15 protein-coding genes are annotated in these 16,355 nt (G+C 69.8%); all 15 read left to right on the plus strand.

Annotated elements, in window-relative coordinates; genetic code table 11:
- Positions 1–291: 291 nt before the first annotated feature.
- The 15 genes from rho to OIB37_RS24935 all read left to right on the plus strand — a co-directional run bounded on the left by rho (position 292) and on the right by OIB37_RS24935 (position 16,269).
- Entirely contained in the window at positions 292–2,310 is a 2,019-nt protein-coding gene (gene rho, locus OIB37_RS24865) for a transcription termination factor Rho (RefSeq protein ID WP_330459815.1), read from the plus strand.
- Positions 2,311–2,451: 141 nt separating this feature from the next.
- On the plus strand, positions 2,452–4,278 hold the full coding sequence (locus tag OIB37_RS24870; RefSeq protein ID WP_443058200.1) for a trypsin-like serine protease: 1,827 nt from the start codon (positions 2,452–2,454) through the stop codon (positions 4,276–4,278).
- A 195-nt stretch (positions 4,279–4,473) separates the two neighbouring features.
- Positions 4,474–5,607 carry an LCP family protein gene (locus OIB37_RS24875; protein ID WP_330459816.1) on the plus strand — a complete coding sequence of 378 codons (1,134 nt, stop codon included), beginning with the start codon at positions 4,474–4,476 and terminating at the stop codon, positions 5,605–5,607.
- A 174-nt stretch (positions 5,608–5,781) separates the two neighbouring features.
- Positions 5,782–6,003, plus strand: a complete 222-nt coding sequence (gene rpmE, locus OIB37_RS24880) for a 50S ribosomal protein L31 (protein WP_330459817.1) — start codon at positions 5,782–5,784, stop codon at positions 6,001–6,003.
- Between the two features lie 147 nt (positions 6,004–6,150).
- On the plus strand, positions 6,151–7,227 hold the full coding sequence (gene prfA, locus OIB37_RS24885) for a peptide chain release factor 1 (protein WP_330459818.1): 1,077 nt from the start codon (positions 6,151–6,153) through the stop codon (positions 7,225–7,227).
- A 140-nt stretch (positions 7,228–7,367) separates the two neighbouring features.
- Entirely contained in the window at positions 7,368–8,207 is an 840-nt protein-coding gene (gene prmC / locus OIB37_RS24890; protein ID WP_330459819.1) for a peptide chain release factor N(5)-glutamine methyltransferase, read from the plus strand.
- Between the two features lie 52 nt (positions 8,208–8,259).
- Positions 8,260–8,907 (plus strand): L-threonylcarbamoyladenylate synthase, encoded by a 648-nt coding sequence (locus OIB37_RS24895; RefSeq protein ID WP_330459820.1) that lies wholly within the window; start codon positions 8,260–8,262, stop codon positions 8,905–8,907.
- A 52-nt stretch (positions 8,908–8,959) separates the two neighbouring features.
- Positions 8,960–9,619, plus strand: coding sequence for an arsenate reductase/protein-tyrosine-phosphatase family protein (locus OIB37_RS24900; protein WP_330459821.1), 660 nt, complete (start codon positions 8,960–8,962; stop codon positions 9,617–9,619).
- A 381-nt stretch (positions 9,620–10,000) separates the two neighbouring features.
- Positions 10,001–11,239, plus strand: a complete 1,239-nt coding sequence (glyA, locus tag OIB37_RS24905) for a serine hydroxymethyltransferase (protein WP_330459822.1) — start codon at positions 10,001–10,003, stop codon at positions 11,237–11,239.
- A 150-nt stretch (positions 11,240–11,389) separates the two neighbouring features.
- The gene (locus OIB37_RS24910) at positions 11,390–12,751 is read left to right on the plus strand and encodes an MraY family glycosyltransferase (protein WP_330459823.1); all 1,362 of its coding nucleotides are present in this window, start codon (positions 11,390–11,392) and stop codon (positions 12,749–12,751) included.
- A 311-nt stretch (positions 12,752–13,062) separates the two neighbouring features.
- Positions 13,063–13,503 (plus strand): hypothetical protein, encoded by a 441-nt coding sequence (locus OIB37_RS24915; RefSeq protein ID WP_330459824.1) that lies wholly within the window; start codon positions 13,063–13,065, stop codon positions 13,501–13,503.
- Between the two features lie 225 nt (positions 13,504–13,728).
- Positions 13,729–14,556 (plus strand): F0F1 ATP synthase subunit A, encoded by an 828-nt coding sequence (gene atpB / locus OIB37_RS24920; protein ID WP_330459825.1) that lies wholly within the window; start codon positions 13,729–13,731, stop codon positions 14,554–14,556.
- A gap of 72 nt (positions 14,557–14,628) precedes the next feature.
- Positions 14,629–14,877 (plus strand): ATP synthase subunit C, encoded by a 249-nt coding sequence (locus OIB37_RS24925; RefSeq protein WP_018544514.1) that lies wholly within the window; start codon positions 14,629–14,631, stop codon positions 14,875–14,877.
- 37 nt (positions 14,878–14,914) lie between these two features.
- Positions 14,915–15,457, plus strand: coding sequence for a F0F1 ATP synthase subunit B (locus tag OIB37_RS24930; protein ID WP_330459826.1), 543 nt, complete (start codon positions 14,915–14,917; stop codon positions 15,455–15,457).
- Entirely contained in the window at positions 15,454–16,269 is an 816-nt protein-coding gene (locus OIB37_RS24935; RefSeq protein WP_330459827.1) for a F0F1 ATP synthase subunit delta, read from the plus strand. Before OIB37_RS24930 ends, OIB37_RS24935 begins: the two co-directional genes overlap by 4 nt.
- The last annotated feature ends 86 nt before the right edge of the window (positions 16,270–16,355 follow it).

Raw genomic sequence — 16,355 nt, forward strand, 5'->3', positions numbered from 1 at the left:
CATTCTTCCGGGAGCCTCCCAAGCCACTTCGTGTTCCGTGCGCCGTACCTGGGCAGTACGTCGTACGCGGGCACTGAGCGGGTTGCCGGGCACGCTCCGGAACAGGCGCTTTCACGCCACGTGACACCGGGTGTCGCGGCTCGCGGAAGCGCCATCACCAGAAATTCCTCTTTCCGCCGCTTTGGCGGACCACCGCCCCGGCTTGGTTCACAAGAGACAGAACCGATGTCGGACAGCACAACCGGTCGCCGAGCCAGACAGGCCGACGTCCGCTCCAGGGAAGGACCCTTCGTGAGCGACACCACCGATCTGATGGGCGCACGTGTCGAGGAGACCGCTGCCGCGCCCGCCACGGACGCCTCCGCGCCTGCCAGCGGTGCCGGCTCCCGGCGGCGCCGCGGTACCGGCCTCGAGGGCATGGTGCTGGCCGAGCTGCAGCAGGTCGCATCCGGCCTCGGTATCAAGGGCACCGCGCGCATGCGCAAGAGCCAGCTGATCGAGGTCATCAAGGAGGCGCAGGCCGGGGGCGCCTCCCAGGCTCCCGCCGCCAAGGCCGAGGCCGCCGCCGAGACCAAGCCCAAGCGCCGGGCGACCTCCAAGGCCCGCACGGGCGAGGACGCCGAGAAGAAGGCGGAGAAGTCTCCCGCCGAGAAGTCCCCCGCCGAGAAGGCCCAGCAGCAGATCGAGATTCCCGGCCAGCCCGCCGGCGGCCCCTCCCGCGTGAGCGAGACCGAGCGCGGTGGGGACGAAGCCCCGAACGAGCGCCGTCGTCGCCGCGCCACCGCCGAGGCCGGCAGCCCGACCGCGAGCGGCGCCGAGACCGTCACCGCCGAGGCGAAGGGCGAGGCCCGGGGCGACGCGTCCGGCGACGCCGGCGACGCCGAGGGCCGTGGCCGCCGCGACCGTCGTGAGCGTGACCGTGACCGCGGTCGCGACCGTGACCGCCGCGAGCGCAAGGGCGACGAGCAGCAGGGCGGCCGTCAGGACCGCCAGGACCGGCAGGACCGTCAGCAGCAGGGCGGCGGCCGTCAGGACCGCCAGCAGCAGAGCAGCGGACCGCAGGACGACGACGACTTCGAGGGCGGCCGTCGTGGCCGTCGCGGCCGCTACCGCGACCGCCGTGGCCGCCGTGGCCGTGACGACATCGCCGAGCCGCAGGTGGCCGACGACGACGTGCTGATCCCCGTCGCGGGCATCCTGGACATCCTCGACAACTACGCGTTCATCCGTACGTCGGGCTACCTGCCGGGCCCCAACGACGTGTACGTCTCCCTCGCCCAGGTCCGCAAGAACGGCCTGCGCAAGGGTGACCACGTCACCGGTGCCGTCCGCCAGCCGAAGGACGGCGAGCGCCGCGAGAAGTTCAACGCGCTCGTGCGCCTCGACTCCGTGAACGGCATGGCGCCCGAACACGGCCGCGGCCGCCCGGAGTTCAACAAGCTGACGCCGCTGTACCCGCAGGACCGTCTGCGCCTCGAGTCCGAGTCGGGCGTGCTGACCACCCGCATCATCGACCTCGTGTCGCCGATCGGTAAGGGCCAGCGCGGTCTGATCGTGGCCCCGCCGAAGACCGGCAAGACCATGATCATGCAGGCGATCGCCAACGCGATCACGCACAACAACCCCGAGTGCCACCTGATGGTCGTCCTGGTCGACGAGCGTCCGGAAGAGGTCACCGACATGCAGCGGTCGGTCAAGGGCGAGGTCATCTCCTCGACCTTCGACCGTCCGGCCGAGGACCACACCACGGTCGCCGAGCTCGCCATCGAGCGCGCCAAGCGCCTGGTGGAGCTGGGCCACGACGTCGTCGTGCTGCTCGACTCGATCACGCGTCTGGGCCGTGCGTACAACCTCGCCGCGCCCGCCTCCGGCCGCATCCTGTCCGGTGGTGTCGACTCGACCGCGCTGTACCCGCCGAAGCGCTTCTTCGGCGCCGCGCGCAACATCGAGGACGGCGGCTCGCTGACCATCCTGGCGACCGCGCTCGTCGACACCGGCTCCCGCATGGACGAGGTGATCTTCGAGGAGTTCAAGGGCACCGGCAACATGGAGCTCAAGCTCGACCGGAAGCTCGCCGACAAGCGCATCTTCCCGGCGGTGGACGTCGACGCGTCCGGTACCCGTAAGGAAGAGATCCTGCTCGCCAGCGACGAGCTGGCCATCACCTGGAAGCTGCGTCGCGTGCTGCACGCGCTCGACCAGCAGCAGGCGATCGAGCTGCTGCTCGACAAGATGAAGCAGACGAAGTCGAACGCCGAGTTCCTGATGCAGATTCAGAAGACGACGCCGACTCCGGGCAACGGCGACTAGTCGCCGCGAGGTTCCCGCGCCCCTGGTGCGTTAAGGCCGCCCCCTGTCACTCAGTGACAGGGGGCGGCCTTTTGGCGCTGAGAGGGATGGGTGCGTATCTCGCGCCCCATCCCGCTCATCGCTCCCTCGGGGGGAACACCCTTGTCCACGTCCCAGCCGGGTCGGCACAGACGTCGAATACGTCTGGCCCTGCCCCTCGCCGCGGCCGGTGTCGCCGCGGCCGTCGCTGGCGCCGTGCTCACGGCGTCCGCCGGTGCGGCCACCGCACTGCCGAAGCCCGCCACCACGCCGAGCGTCGGCCAGCCGTCCCAGGCCACGCTCGTGCAGCGCATCGCGGGCGCCGCCGCCGACAAGCAGGCCGCCGACAAGCAGGCCGCGGTCCAGCAGGCCACCGGCACGCCGACGGCCACCGGCAGCGGCGCTCCCGTCGCCCCGGCGATCATCGGCGGCGGCACGACCACCATCTCGTCGGCGCCCTGGATGGCCCAGCTCTGGTACGACGACGAGAAGGGCACCGGCTTCTTCTGCGGCGGCACGGTCGTCTCGCCGACGAAGGTCCTCACCGCCGCACACTGCGTGCGGGACGGGAACAACAAGGCCTACGACTGGAAGAGCTACGGCGCGGTCGTCACCGGCACCGCCCAGCTGCCCACCACCGACACCTCCGGGCAGACGGACCTGCACGGCGGCCAGGCCACCGGCGTGCTGCGCCAGTGGAACAACCCGTCGTACAACCCGGCGAAGACCGACAACGACATCGCCGTGCTCACCCTGGCCGTCCCGGTCAAGGCCACGCCGATCCGCATGGTCACCTCCGGCGACACCGCGTCGTACACCAGCACCGGCGCCAAGCTCTACGGGTGGGGCCGTACCAGCTCCACCAGCAACGACATCTCCCAGACGCTGAAGACGGCCACGCTGCCGATCCAGTCGGACACCACCTGCGCCAAGTACTACCCCGTGGACTTCATCAAGGGGCACATGGTCTGCGCGGGCAAGCCCGCCTCCGGCGGCGACGCCGGTACGACCTCCGCCTGCAACGGCGACTCCGGCGGCCCGCTCGTGGTGAACGGGCGTATCGCCGGCGTGGTCTCCTGGGGCGTCAAGGACTGTGTGGAGAAGGGCGCCTACAGCGTCTTCAGCAAGGTCTCCACGTACACCGGCGCGGTCTACGCGCAGATCGCCGACGGCAACCTGAGCTACGGCGACGGCAAGGCCGACCTCTTCGTGCGCGCCTCGTCCTCGAAGACCGGCTACGAGAAGGACTCCAAGGGCACCTCGCTCGCCACCCGGATCTCCCTCGGCGACTGGAGCGGCGTCAACCTGGTACTGACGACCGATCTGAACCGCGACGGCTACCAGGACTTCGTCTACCGGGTCAGCTCCAGCGGTGACGTGTACTGGGACCACTTCGTGCTCAACAGCGCCCGCACCAGTGGCTCCTGGGCCTCGACGAAGCTCTTCTCGGCCTGGAAGACCCGCACCCGGATCATCACCCCCGGAGACGTCACCGGCGACTACCTGCCCGACGTGCTCTCGGTCGACTCCGGCGGCACGCTGTGGATCTACCCGGGCAAGGGCAACGGCACCTTCGGCACGCGCGTTTCGGTCGGCACCGGCTGGAACCAGTACAACATGGTGCGCGGCCACGGCGACTTCAACGGTGACGGCAAGGCCGACCTGCTCGCCCGCAAGTCGAGCAACGGCGACCTCTACCTCTACAAGGGCACCGGGAAGTCCGGCACCGGCGCCTTCTCCGCCCGCGTCAAGGTGCGCAGCGCCTGGACCGGGTACAACGCCTTCGACGCGGTCGGCGACCTGAGCGGCGACGGCAAGGCCGACTTCCTGGCCCGCACCCCCGGCGGCACCCTTTATCTGTACAAGGGCACCGGTAAGGCGACCAGCGAGATCTTTGCCACACGTGTCTCACTCGGTACCGGCTACGACCAGTACGACCTGTTCGGCTGAAAACGCAGGTGAGCGGGGATCGTCCCGTTCCGTCGGTAACGCAGAGTGCCCACCGCCGCACGCGGTGGGCACTCTGCGTTGTGCAACGCTTTCCGAGTTCCTCCGTCAGGCCAGGTGGAGCGACGATGGGGTGGTGAGGACCGCACCCGACCCCGAACCCAGGGGGTAACCGACCGGACGAGACCTAGGAGCCACGTGTCCGCCGAGAGCACGCCGCAGCCCGGCATACCGGAGCCGGCCACCACCGCCCCCGGACGCCGCGGCAAGGGCCGCCGCCGCAAGCCCCGCAGCAAGGGCCGCAAGGTCCTGCGCGTCGTGGCCTGGACCGCCGCGGGCGTCGTCGTGCTGGGCGGCAGCGGAGTCGGCTACCTGTACTTCAAGCTCAACGGCAACCTCAGAAGCGTCGACATCAACCAGGCTCTCGGCGCCGACCGGCCCGTGAAGATCGACAACGGCTCCGAGAACATCCTCGTCCTCGGCTCCGACTCCCGCGCCGGCACCAACAAGAAGCTCGGCGGCGGCACGGACGACGGCGTCGCCCGCTCCGACACGGCGATGATCGTCCACGTCTACAAGGGCCACAAGCGGGCGAGCGTGGTCTCCGTCCCCCGCGACACCCTCATCGACCGCCCGGCGTGCACCGGCGCCAAGGGCGCCACCTACCCGGCCGCGTCCGACGTGATGTTCAACTCGGCGTACGCCACCGGTGGCGCCACCTGCGCGGTCAAGACGGTCGAGTCCCTCACCGGCATCCGCATGGACCACTACCTGGAGGTCGACTTCGCCGGCTTCCAGAGGCTCGTCGACGACCTCGGCGGGGTCCCGGTCACCACCACCGAGAAGATCGACGACCCGCAGAGCCACCTCCGCCTCCCGGCCGGCACCCACACCCTCGACGGCCGCCAGGCCCTCGGCCTGGTCCGCACCCGGCACGGCGTGGGCGACGGCTCCGACCTGGGCCGCATCCAGCTCCAGCAGGCATTCGTGAAGGCGCTGCTCCTCCAGGTCAAGCACGTCGGCGTCTTCAGCAACCCCAAGAAGCTGTACGACCTCGCCGACACCGCCACCAAGACCGTCACCGCCGACTCCGACCTCGGCACGGTCAACTCCCTCGCCGACTTCGCCGGCGGCCTCAAGGGCATCAGCTCGTCCCACATGAAGATGGTCACGATGCCGGTCCGGTACGACCCGGCCAACCCCAACCGGGTCCTGCTGGAGAAGACGAAGGCCCAGCTGATCTGGGACGCCCTGCGGCACGACCGCCCGATCCCCCGGACGGCCACCACCGGAACCGTCACCGGCGGGGCCAAGGGCGTGGTGGCGTCCTGACGGACGCCGCGACACCGTCCGCCGGTGCTCCCCGACACCCGGGGAATACCGGACGCCGCTCCCCGGTTTTGGGGGAATGGCGCCAGTCCTGGCAGACTGGTACGTCGGCTCCGGTTCACGCCCCCGCATCCCGCGGCAGGCGACCCGGCGCCCTCCCGATACCTAGGAGACACCTTGAAGCGCGAGATTCACCCCGAGTACGTCGAGACGCAGGTCAGCTGCACCTGTGGCGCCTCGTTCACCACCCGTAGCACCATCGACTCCGGCACCATCCGTGCCGAGGTCTGCTCCGAGTGCCACCCGTTCTACACGGGCAAGCAGAAGATCCTCGACACCGGTGGCCGTGTGGCCCGCTTCGAGGCCCGCTTCGGCAAGGCTGCCGGCTCCAAGAAGTAGCGAGCCCCATTTCGCCGGTCCACGGCCACGCCCCCGCCTCGCGCATTCGCCCGCACCCCCGCAGGCGAATCGTAAGGAAGGCGGTGTGCCCGGGACCGGCGTTTTTGGTCGCCCGCCAGCCCTCACCCGCAGTACAGGAGCCGAAAGATGTTCGAGGCCGTCGAGGAACTCGTCGCCGAGCACGCCGACCTGGAGACGAAGCTCGCCGATCCGTCGGTTCACGCCGACCAGGCGAACGCGCGCAAGCTGAACAAGCGCTACGCCGAGCTGACCCCCATCGTCGCCACGTTCCGCTCCTGGAAGCAGACGGGTGACGACATCGAGACCGCGCGCGAGCTGGCGGCCGACGACCCGGACTTCGCCGCCGAGGTCAAGGTGCTGGACAAGCAGCGCGAGCAACTCACCGAGAAGCTTCGCCTGCTGCTCGTCCCGCGCGACCCGAGCGACGACAAGGACGTCATCCTGGAGATCAAGGCGGGCGCCGGCGGCGACGAGTCCGCCCTGTTCGCCGGTGACCTCCTGCGCATGTACCTGCGCTACGCCGAGCGCGTCGGCTGGAAGACCGAGATCATCGACGCCACCGAGTCCGAGCTGGGCGGCTACAAGGACGTCCAGGTCGCCGTGAAGACCAAGGGCGGCCAGGGCGCCACCGAGCCCGGCCAGGGCGTGTGGGCCCGGCTGAAGTACGAGGGCGGTGTGCACCGCGTGCAGCGCGTGCCCTCGACCGAGTCGCAGGGCCGCATCCACACCTCCGCGGCCGGTGTGCTCGTCACGCCCGAGGCCGAGGAGGTCGACGTCGAGATCCACGCGAACGACCTGCGTATCGACGTGTACCGCTCCTCGGGCCCCGGCGGCCAGTCCGTCAACACCACCGACTCCGCCGTGCGCATCACGCACCTGCCCACCGGTGTCGTGGCCTCCTGCCAGAACGAGAAGAGCCAGCTCCAGAACAAGGAGCAGGCCATGCGTATCCTGCGCTCCCGGCTGCTCGCCGCGGCGCAGGAGAAGGCCGAGGCCGAGGCCGCCGACGCCCGCCGCAGCCAGGTCCGCACGGTCGACCGATCCGAGAAGATCCGGACGTACAACTTCCCGGAGAACCGCCTCTCGGACCATCGTGTCGGTTTCAAGGCGTACAACCTCGACCAGGTTCTGGACGGCGACCTCGACGCGGTGATCCAGGCCTGCGTCGACGCCGACTCGGCCGCGAAGCTCGCGGCCGCGTAGGACACCGGGCCCCCTGCCGTCCAGGGCAGGGGGCCTTACGCAGGGCGGCGCGTGAGCGCAAGGCATGTACGACGAAGCACGAGGACCGGAGGACGAGCGTGCAGCAAGACTTCGGGGGGCGACCCCCAAGCCCCCGCAGCGTGCTGCTCGCGGAGGTGGCCCAGGCCACCCAGCGGCTGGCCGACGCCGGCGTGCCCTCGCCGCGCAACGACGCGGAGGAGCTCGCCGCGTTCGTGCACGGCGTGAAGCGCGGCCAGCTGCACGCGGTGAAGGACGCCGACTTCGACGCCCGGTACTGGGAGGTCATCGCCCGCCGCGAGCAGCGTGAGCCGCTCCAGCACATCACCGGGCGCGCGTACTTCCGCTACCTGGAGCTCCAGGTCGGCCCGGGTGTCTTCGTGCCCCGGCCGGAGACCGAGTCGGTGGTCGGCTGGGCCATAGACGCCGTACGGGCCATGGACGTGGTCGAGCCCTGCATCGTCGACCTGTGCACCGGCTCCGGCGCCATCGCCCTCGCCCTCGCCCAGGAGGTGCCGCGCTCCCGCGTGCACGCCGTGGAGCTGTCCGAGGACGCCCTGGTGTGGACCCGCAAGAACGTGGCGGGGTCCAGGGTCGACCTGCGTCAGGGCAATGCCCTGGAGGCCTTCCCCGACCTCGACGGCCAGGTCGACCTGGTCGTCTCCAATCCGCCGTACATCCCGCTCACCGAGTGGGAGTACGTCGCCCCGGAGGCCCGCGACTACGACCCGGAGCTGGCGCTGTTCTCCGGCGAGGACGGCCTGGACCTCATCCGGGGCATCGAGCGCACCGCGCACCGGCTGCTGCGCCCCGGCGGTGTCGTCGTCATCGAGCACGCCGACACCCAGGGCGGACAGGTGCCGTGGATCTTCACCGAGGAGCGGGGCTGGGCCGACGCGGCCGATCACCCCGACCTCAACAACCGTCCGCGCTTCGCGACCGCCCGCAAGGCGATGCCGTGAGCACCCCCACTACTTCCACCCCGCAGTACGTGTACGAGGAGGCCCGCTAGACATGGCACGGCGATACGACACCAACGACGCGACCGACCGTGTGACGGGTCTGCGCGAGGCCGCGTCGGCCGTCCGCCGGGGCGAGCTCGTGGTGCTGCCGACCGACACGGTCTACGGCATCGGTGCCGACGCGTTCTCCTCGGAGGCCGTCGCCGACCTGCTCGGTGCCAAGGGCCGGGGCCGCAACATGCCCACCCCTGTCCTCATCGGCTCCCCGAACACGCTGCACGGCCTCGTCACGGACTTCTCCGAGATGGCCTGGGAACTGGTCGACGCGTTCTGGCCCGGCGCCCTCACGCTCGTCGCGCGGCAGCAGCCGTCCCTCCAGTGGGACCTCGGCGACACCCGCGGCACGGTCGCCGTGCGCATGCCGCTGCACCCTGTCGCCATCGAGCTGCTCACCGAGGTCGGCCCCATGGCCGTCTCCTCCGCGAACCTCACCGGTCACCCCGCGCCGGAGACCTGCGACGACGCCCAGAACATGCTCGGCGACTCCGTCTCCGTCTACCTCGACGGCGGCCGGACCCCCGGCAACGTGCCGTCGTCCATCGTGGACGTCACCGGTGAGGTGCCCGTACTGCTGCGTGAGGGGGCGCTCTCCCCGGACGAGCTGCGGAAGGTCGTACCCGACCTCGAGGTGGCGAATTGACGGCCCGTGAATCCCCCAGGCTCTCGGCTCTGTTCGAGCAGGGGGGACCCCCATGCGTGGCATAGGCAATGAGGAACGCGCGGCGGAGATCACGACGACCTTCGGTTTCCCGCGCGACACCTTCCGCATCCTCCACGTCAGCACGGGCAACGTGTGCCGCTCGCCGATCACCGAGCGTCTGACCCGCCATTTCGTGGCGGAGCGGCTCGGCGTACTCGGCGGCGGGCTGATCGTGGAGAGCGCGGGCACCTGGGGCCACGAAGGCGCGCCGATGGAGGAGAACGCGGAGACCGTGCTCGCCGACTTCGGCGCGGACGCCTCCGGCTTCACCGGCCGGGAACTGCTGGACGAGCACGTCATCATGGCCGACCTCGTCCTGACCGCCACCCGCGACCACCGTGCCCAGGTCATCTCCATGGGCCACTCGGCGGGCCTGCGCACCTTCACACTGAAGGAGTTCACCCGCCTGGTCCGGGCGATAGACCCGGCCACCCTGCCGCCCCTGGAGGACGGTGTGGTCATGCGGGCCCGTGCGCTGGTGCGTGCGGCGGCGGCGCTGCGCGGGTGGCTGCTGGCACCGACGGCGGAGGCGGACGAGGTGTACGACCCGTACGGGGCGCCCCTGCCGTTCTTCCGGTCGATCGGCGACGAGATACACGAGGCGCTGGACCCGGTCGTCACGGCGCTGACGGGTGTGCCCGCCCGCACGTGAGGTGCGCGTGAGGTGAGCCGGCGGACGGAGTTCGCCGCAGCGCCGCGAAGCCGGGGAGGCCCGCTGGGGCCGAGCGGTGCGAGAAGCGCGTCGAGGAGTGGACCCGGTCGTCACGGCGCTGACGGGTGTGCCCGCCCGCACGTGAGGTGCGCGCGTCGAGGAGCGGTCCCCGTGGCCACGGCGCTGACGGGTGCACCGGCGCGGGCGTAGGTCCGTGGTGCCCTTCGGGGGCGCGGGGGATCGTGCGACCAGCGACGACGAGTGCGCGGCCGAGGTCCCGCGGAGGCTGCCGGGCCCCGGTGCGGCTTTCGACGCCGGGCGTTCCCCATGACCCCGGCCTACATTGGACCTACGTCCCCCGCCGACGCCCGGGAGCCCACCATGGCGGTCACCCCTACCCTCGAGACCGACGTCTTGCGGCGACAGGACCCCGAACTCGCCGAGATCCTGCTCGCAGAGCTCACGCGGCAGTCGACGACGCTCCAGCTGATCGCCGCCGAGAACTTCGCCTCGCCTGCCGTGCTGGCCGCCCTCGGCTCCCCGCTCGCCAACAAGTACGCCGAGGGCTATCCCGGCGCCCGGCACCACGGCGGCTGCGAGCTGGCCGACGTCGCCGAACGCGTCGCCGTCGACCGCGCCACGGCGCTCTTCGGCGCCGCGCACGCCAACGTGCAGTCCCACTCCGGCTCCTCGGCCGTCCTGGCCGCCTACGCCGCCCTGCTGCGGCCCGGAGACACCGTCCTGGCCCTCGGGCTGCCGTACGGCGGCCACCTCACGCACGGCTCGCCCGCGAACTTCTCCGGCCGCTGGTTCGACTTCGTCGGGTACGGCGTCGACGCCGAGACCGGGCTCATCGACCACGACCAGGTGCGCCACCTGGCCCGCGACCACCGGCCCAAGGCCATCGTGTGCGGCTCGATCGCCTACCCGCGCCACATCGACTACGCCTTCTTCCACGAGGTCGCCGACGAGGTGGGCGCGTATCTGATCGTGGCCGCCGGACATCCCATCGGCCTGGTCGCGGGGGGAGTGGCGCCGAGCCCGGTGCCGTACGCCGACGTCGTGTGTGCCACGACACACAAGGTGCTGCGCGGGCCGCGCGGCGGGATGATCCTGTGCGGGAGCGAGCTGGCCGAGCGGATCGACCGGTCCGTCTTCCCCTTCACCCAGGGCGGCGCGCAGATGAACTCCATCGCCGCCAAGGCCGTGGCGTTCGGCGAGGCGGCGACGCCGGCGTTCGGCGCGTACGCCCGTCAGGTGGTCGCCAACGCGCGCGTGCTGGCCGGTCACCTGGCCGCCGAGGGGTTCGGTGTCGTCACCGGCGGCACGGACACCCACCTGATCGTCGTCGACCCGGCCCCGCTCGGCGTGGACGGCCGCAGCGCGCGCGGCCGGCTCGCCGCCGCCGGGATCGTCCTGGACTGCTGCGCGCTGCCGCACGGGGAAGGCCGCGGTCTGCGCCTGGGGACGGCCGCGGTGACCACGCAGGGCATGGGCGAGACGGAGATGGTCCTGATCGCCGCGTTGCTCGCCGGGGTGCTGCGGGGTGATCATGATCCGGCCGGGGTGCGTGCCGAGGTGCGCGAGCTGACCGGTAGATTTCCGCCGTATCCCGGCTGAGCGTGGGGGAGGCGGTTACCCGTTCACCCTGGTGAGACGTGGTGCACAGCCATACGTGCAACCATCGTCGCCAACCGGAAGTCCTCATCCGTACGCGTCCGTCGCTAGGGTGTGGGGCTGTGATGGCCAGCGAGACCTGTGGGGAAGCCCGTGCGTGAATACCTGCTGACGCTCTGCATCACGGCCGCGGTGACGTATCTGCTGACAGGGCCGGTACGTAAATTCGCGATCGTTGCGGGAGCCATGCCGGAGATCCGGGCACGTGACGTGCACCGGGAACCCACTCCGCGCCTCGGCGGGATCGCCATGTTCTTCGGCCTGTGCGCCGGACTGCTGGTCGCGGACCACCTCACGAACCTCAACGAGGTCTTCGTGAAGTCCAACGAGCCGCGCGCCCTGCTCTCCGGGGCGGCCCTGATCTGGCTGATCGGCGTCCTGGACGACAAGTTCGAGATCGACGCGCTGATCAAGCTGGGTGGCCAGATGATCGCCGCGGGCGTCATGGTCATGCAGGGTCTGACGATCCTGTGGCTGCCCGTTCCGTTCGTCGGCAACGTGGCGCTGACCCAGTGGCAGGGCACCCTGCTGACCGTGGCGCTCGTCGTCGTCACGATCAACGCGGTGAACTTCGTGGACGGCCTGGACGGCCTCGCCGCCGGCATGGTGTGCATCGCGGCGACGGCGTTCTTCCTGTACGCCTACCGCATCTGGACCTCGTACGGCATCGAGGCGGCCGCTCCGGCGACCCTCTTCGCGGCGATCCTGATGGGCATGTGCCTGGGCTTCCTGCCGCACAACATGCATCCGGCGCGGATCTTCATGGGTGACTCGGGCTCGATGCTCATCGGCCTGGTCCTGGCGGCCGGCGCGATCTCCATCACCGGCCAGGTGGACCCGGACGCCCTCTCCCTGTTCACGGGTTCCGAGAAGGCGGCGGTCCACCAGACGGTGCCCGTCTACATCCCGCTGTTGCTGCCGCTGACGATCATCGCCGTACCGGCCGCCGACCTGGTCCTCGCGATCGTCCGCCGCACCTGGCGCGGCCAGTCCCCGTTCGCCGCGGACCGCGGCCACCTGCACCACCGGCTCCTGGAGATCGGCCACTCGCACAGCCGGGCCGTGCTGATCATGTACTTCTGGGCGGCGCTGATCTCCTTCGGCGCGCTCGCCTACTCGGTCAACTCGGCGTCGATGTGGATCGTGCTCGGCGTGGTCTTCTTCAGCGCGATCGGTCTGATCCTGCTGCTCCTGCCGCGCTTCACGCCCCGTGCGCCGATGTGGGCCCAGCGGATCGTGCCGCCGCGCTACCGCAGGCGCCGCAGGACCGTCGAGGAGCCGGTGGGGGAGTCCGCCGCGCAGTCCGCCGGGGAGTGCGTCCCGGAGCCCGCCGGCGCGGCCGGTGCGGCCGCCGGGCCGGCCCGGGCGGAGGAGGCCGCGCGCACCCCCGTCACGGCCGCCGTCCCGGGCGTCAACGGAGCGACCGCGATCGGCCCCCGTTCGCGTATGCGCTGAAGGCCCCCGGGGCTTCAAGGTAAGAATCTGACTAGAGCATTGCCATCTCGTGGGGGAGCAAAGACCCCCAATATCAGACAAGTGGGTGAGGTTTTTGCACAGACGCGCAGCTTCACTCTCATGTGTGACACCGAGCACACCAAGCAGGTAAAGACCTCATCAAATAGTTTGTGATACGGTTCACGAGAACCCCGGAGAGAGCCGAAAGGCCGTAGTGCGACGGTCTCTTGGTGTGAGATCTCGATCACTCAGCCCGGGGCTACGCTCGTCCATGACGACACCCTGCCCCCTGTGAAAGCGGAGTTGCCGCCATGCCGTCCAATGACGTCCGGATCCTGACCCAGGCCGCCGTGCCCACGGTTGTCGTCGGTGCTGTTGCCACCGCCGTCAGTGGTGGTGTCGCCGGCGCCAAGGGTGCGATCGGGGCCGTCATCGCGACGCTGGTCGTGGTCGTTCTCATGGGGCTCGGTCTCTATGTGCTCCAGCGCACTGCCAAGTCTTTTCCGCAGCTGTTCCAGATGATGGGCCTGATGCTCTACGCGGCTCAGCTGCTGCTGATGGTCATCTTCATCGCCGTGTTCAAGAACACGACGCTGTTCAATCCCCGGGCCTTCGCCATCGTGATCGTGGTCGCCACGCTCACGTGGATCGCCGCGCAGACGCGTGCGCACATGAAGGCCAAGATCCTCTACGTCGATCCCGATGCCTCGTCGAAGGGCGACAAGCCCGAAAAGACAGGGCACTCGTCGTGAGAGGTAGGGCCGGGATAAAGGCGCACGAGAGATCCTGCTATCGTCCGGTGCCAACTGCGGCATCGCGGGCGCGGGCATCCGAACTGACGCCTGTTCTATCGCGAGGCGAGATGCCCCCCAGCCGCCCCCACATCCGTTACACCAGTCCCGTGCCGAACCGCGGCCGCACGCCGCGCCGACACAACGAGGTTGCCGTACCTATGCGCCACGCTGAAGGAGCCCGCGGTGAGTGCTGATCCGACGCAGACGCTCGCTTTCGACACGAGCTGTCACCTGTTCGACGGGTGTGGTTTCGACACCGTCGCTCCGGGCCTGCACTCGTTCCTGTTCAAGCCCCTCTGGGGCAACGCGGACAGCAACCTGTACTTCAACAAGACGATGCTGCTGGCGCTGCTCGGTTCCATCATCGTCGTGGGCTTCTTCTGGGCCGCCTTCGCCAAGCCGAAGGTCGTCCCGGGCAAGCTCCAGATGATCGCCGAGGCCGGCTACGACTTCGTCCGGCGCGGCGTCGTCTACGAGACCATCGGCAAGAAGGAAGGCGAGAAGTACGTACCTCTGGTCGTCTCGCTCTTCTTCTTCATCTGGATGATGAACCTGTGGTCGATCATCCCGGTCGCCCAGTTCCCGGTCACCGCGATCATCTCGTACCCCGTCGGCCTGGCCGCGATCGTCTACATCCTGTGGGTCTCGCTGACCTTCAAGCGGCACGGTTTCGTCGGCGCCTTCAAGAACTTCACCGGCTACGACAAGTCGCTCGGCCCGGTGCTCCCGCTGTCGATGACGATCGAGCTCTTCTCGAACCTGCTCGTCCGGCCCTTCACGCACGCCGTGCGACTGTTCGCGAACATGTTCGCCGGTCACACCCTGCTGCTGCTGTTCACGGTCGCCAGCTGGTACATGCTGAACGGCATCGGCATCGCCTACTCCGGTGTCTCGTTCGTGATGGTCATCATCATGACCGCCTTCGAGCTCTTCATCCAGGCTGTCCAGGCGTACGTCTTCGTCCTCCTGACCTGCAGCTTCATCCAGGGCGCGCTCGCCGAGCACCACTGAGCGACCCGACCACCCACCCAGACATCCGGTGGCCAACCCCCATCGGACTTTGAAAGAGAAGGAAGAACCGGCATGTCCGCTCTCGAAACCCTTGCCGCCGGCGTCCAGATCAAGGGCAACCTCGGCTCCATCGGTTACGGCCTCGCCGCCATCGGCCCGGGCGTCGGCGTCGGCATCATCTTCGGTAACGGCACGCAGGCCCTCGCCCGTCAGCCCGAGGCTGCCGGCCTGATCCGCGCCAACCAGATCCTCGGCTTCGCCTTCTGTGAGGCGCTCGCCCTGATCGGTCTGGTCATGCCGTTCGTCTACCCGGCCTCCTGACCCGACCGCCGCGCACCATTAGACGAAAGGCACTGATATGAGCCCCCTGGTAATGCTGGCGGAGGGGCCGGAGAACCCCCTCATCCCGCCGATCCCAGAGCTCGTCATCGGCCTCATCGCCTTCGTCATCGTCTTCGGCTTCCTCGCCAAGAAGCTCCTCCCGAACATCAACAAGGTTCTGGAAGAGCGCCGCGAGGCCATTGAGGGCGGTATCGAGAAGGCCGAGGCCGCGCAGACCGAGGCCCAGAGCGTCCTTGAGCAGTACAAGGCGCAGCTCGCCGAGGCTCGGCACGAGGCCGCGCGCCTGCGCCAGGAGGCTCAGGAGCAGGGTGCCGAACTCATCACCGAGATGCGGGCCGAGGGCCAGCGTCAGCGTGAGGAGATCGTCGCCGCCGGTCACGCCCAGATCGAGGCCGACCGCAAGGCCGCCTCGTCGGCTCTGCGTCAGGACGTCGGTACGCTCGCCACCGAACTGGCCGGCAAGCTCGTCGGTGAGTCCCTCGAGGACCACGCCCGTCAGAGCCGTGTGATCGACCGCTTCCTCGACGAGCTCGAGGAGAAGGCCGAGGCCACGCGATGAACGGAGCGAGCCGCGAGGCTCTGGCAGCCGCACGCGAGCGCCTCGACGCGCTGACGGACTCCACGTCCGTCGACGCCTCGAAGCTCGCCGACGAGCTGGCCGCCGTCACCGCGCTGCTCGACCGCGAGGCCGGCCTGCGCCGGGTCCTCACCGACCCGGCGCAGCCCGCGGAGGCCAAGGCCGAGCTGGTTCAGCGGCTGATCGGTGGCCAGGTGAGCGGCGCGACCGCCGACCTGGTGGCCGGTGTGGTCCGCTCCCGCTGGTCGCAGCCCCGCGACCTGGTGGACGCGCTGGAGGAGCTGGCGGACATCGCCGACCTCGCCGCCGCGGAGAAGGCGGGCACGCTCGACGACGTCGAGGACGAGCTGTTCCGGTTCGGCCGGATCGTCGCCTCGAACACCGAGCTGCGCGCCGCGCTGACCGACCGGTCCGCGAGCACCTCGGCCAAGGTCGAGCTGCTGCACCGGCTGCTCGGCGGCCGGGCCAAGCCCACCACCGAGCGTCTGGTCACCCGCCTGGTCACCGAGCCGCGTGGACGTAGCCTGGAATCGGGACTGGAGTCCCTGTCCAAGCTTGCCGCGCAGCGCCGGAACCGCCTGGTCGCGACCGTCACCTCGGCGGTGCCGCTGACCGGCCCGCAGAAGCAGCGCCTGGGCGACGCCCTGGCGAAGCTCTACGGACACCGGATGCACCTGAACCTGGACGTGGACCCCGACGTGGTCGGCGGTGTCCGGGTGCAGGTCGGTGACGAGGTCATCAACGGCTCCCTCGCGGACCGGCTGGACGACGTCGCCCGCCGCATGGCGAGCTAGTAACTCAACAAGCAGTACGTACGCAATTACGGCCCTGGTTGGGCCGTGCAGAGGATTCACCTCTTTCAGGGGGGAGTCCCCATCCC

This window comes from Streptomyces sp. NBC_00820 (genome assembly GCF_036347055.1).
Taxonomy (GTDB): Bacteria; Actinomycetota; Actinomycetes; order Streptomycetales; family Streptomycetaceae; genus Streptomyces.

Coding starts and splice junctions, on each gene's coding strand:
- prfA (WP_330459818.1), top strand. CDS start 6,151: ATGTTCGAGGCCGTCGAGGAACTCGTCGCCGAGCACGCCGACCTGGAG.
- OIB37_RS24895 (WP_330459820.1), top strand. CDS start 8,260: ATGGCACGGCGATACGACACCAACGACGCGACCGACCGTGTGACGGGT.
- OIB37_RS24900 (WP_330459821.1), top strand. CDS start 8,960: ATGCGTGGCATAGGCAATGAGGAACGCGCGGCGGAGATCACGACGACC.
- glyA (WP_330459822.1), top strand. CDS start 10,001: ATGGCGGTCACCCCTACCCTCGAGACCGACGTCTTGCGGCGACAGGAC.
- OIB37_RS24915 (WP_330459824.1), top strand. CDS start 13,063: ATGCCGTCCAATGACGTCCGGATCCTGACCCAGGCCGCCGTGCCCACG.
- OIB37_RS24925 (WP_018544514.1), top strand. CDS start 14,629: ATGTCCGCTCTCGAAACCCTTGCCGCCGGCGTCCAGATCAAGGGCAAC.
- OIB37_RS24930 (WP_330459826.1), top strand. CDS start 14,915: ATGAGCCCCCTGGTAATGCTGGCGGAGGGGCCGGAGAACCCCCTCATC.
- OIB37_RS24935 (WP_330459827.1), top strand. CDS start 15,454: ATGAACGGAGCGAGCCGCGAGGCTCTGGCAGCCGCACGCGAGCGCCTC.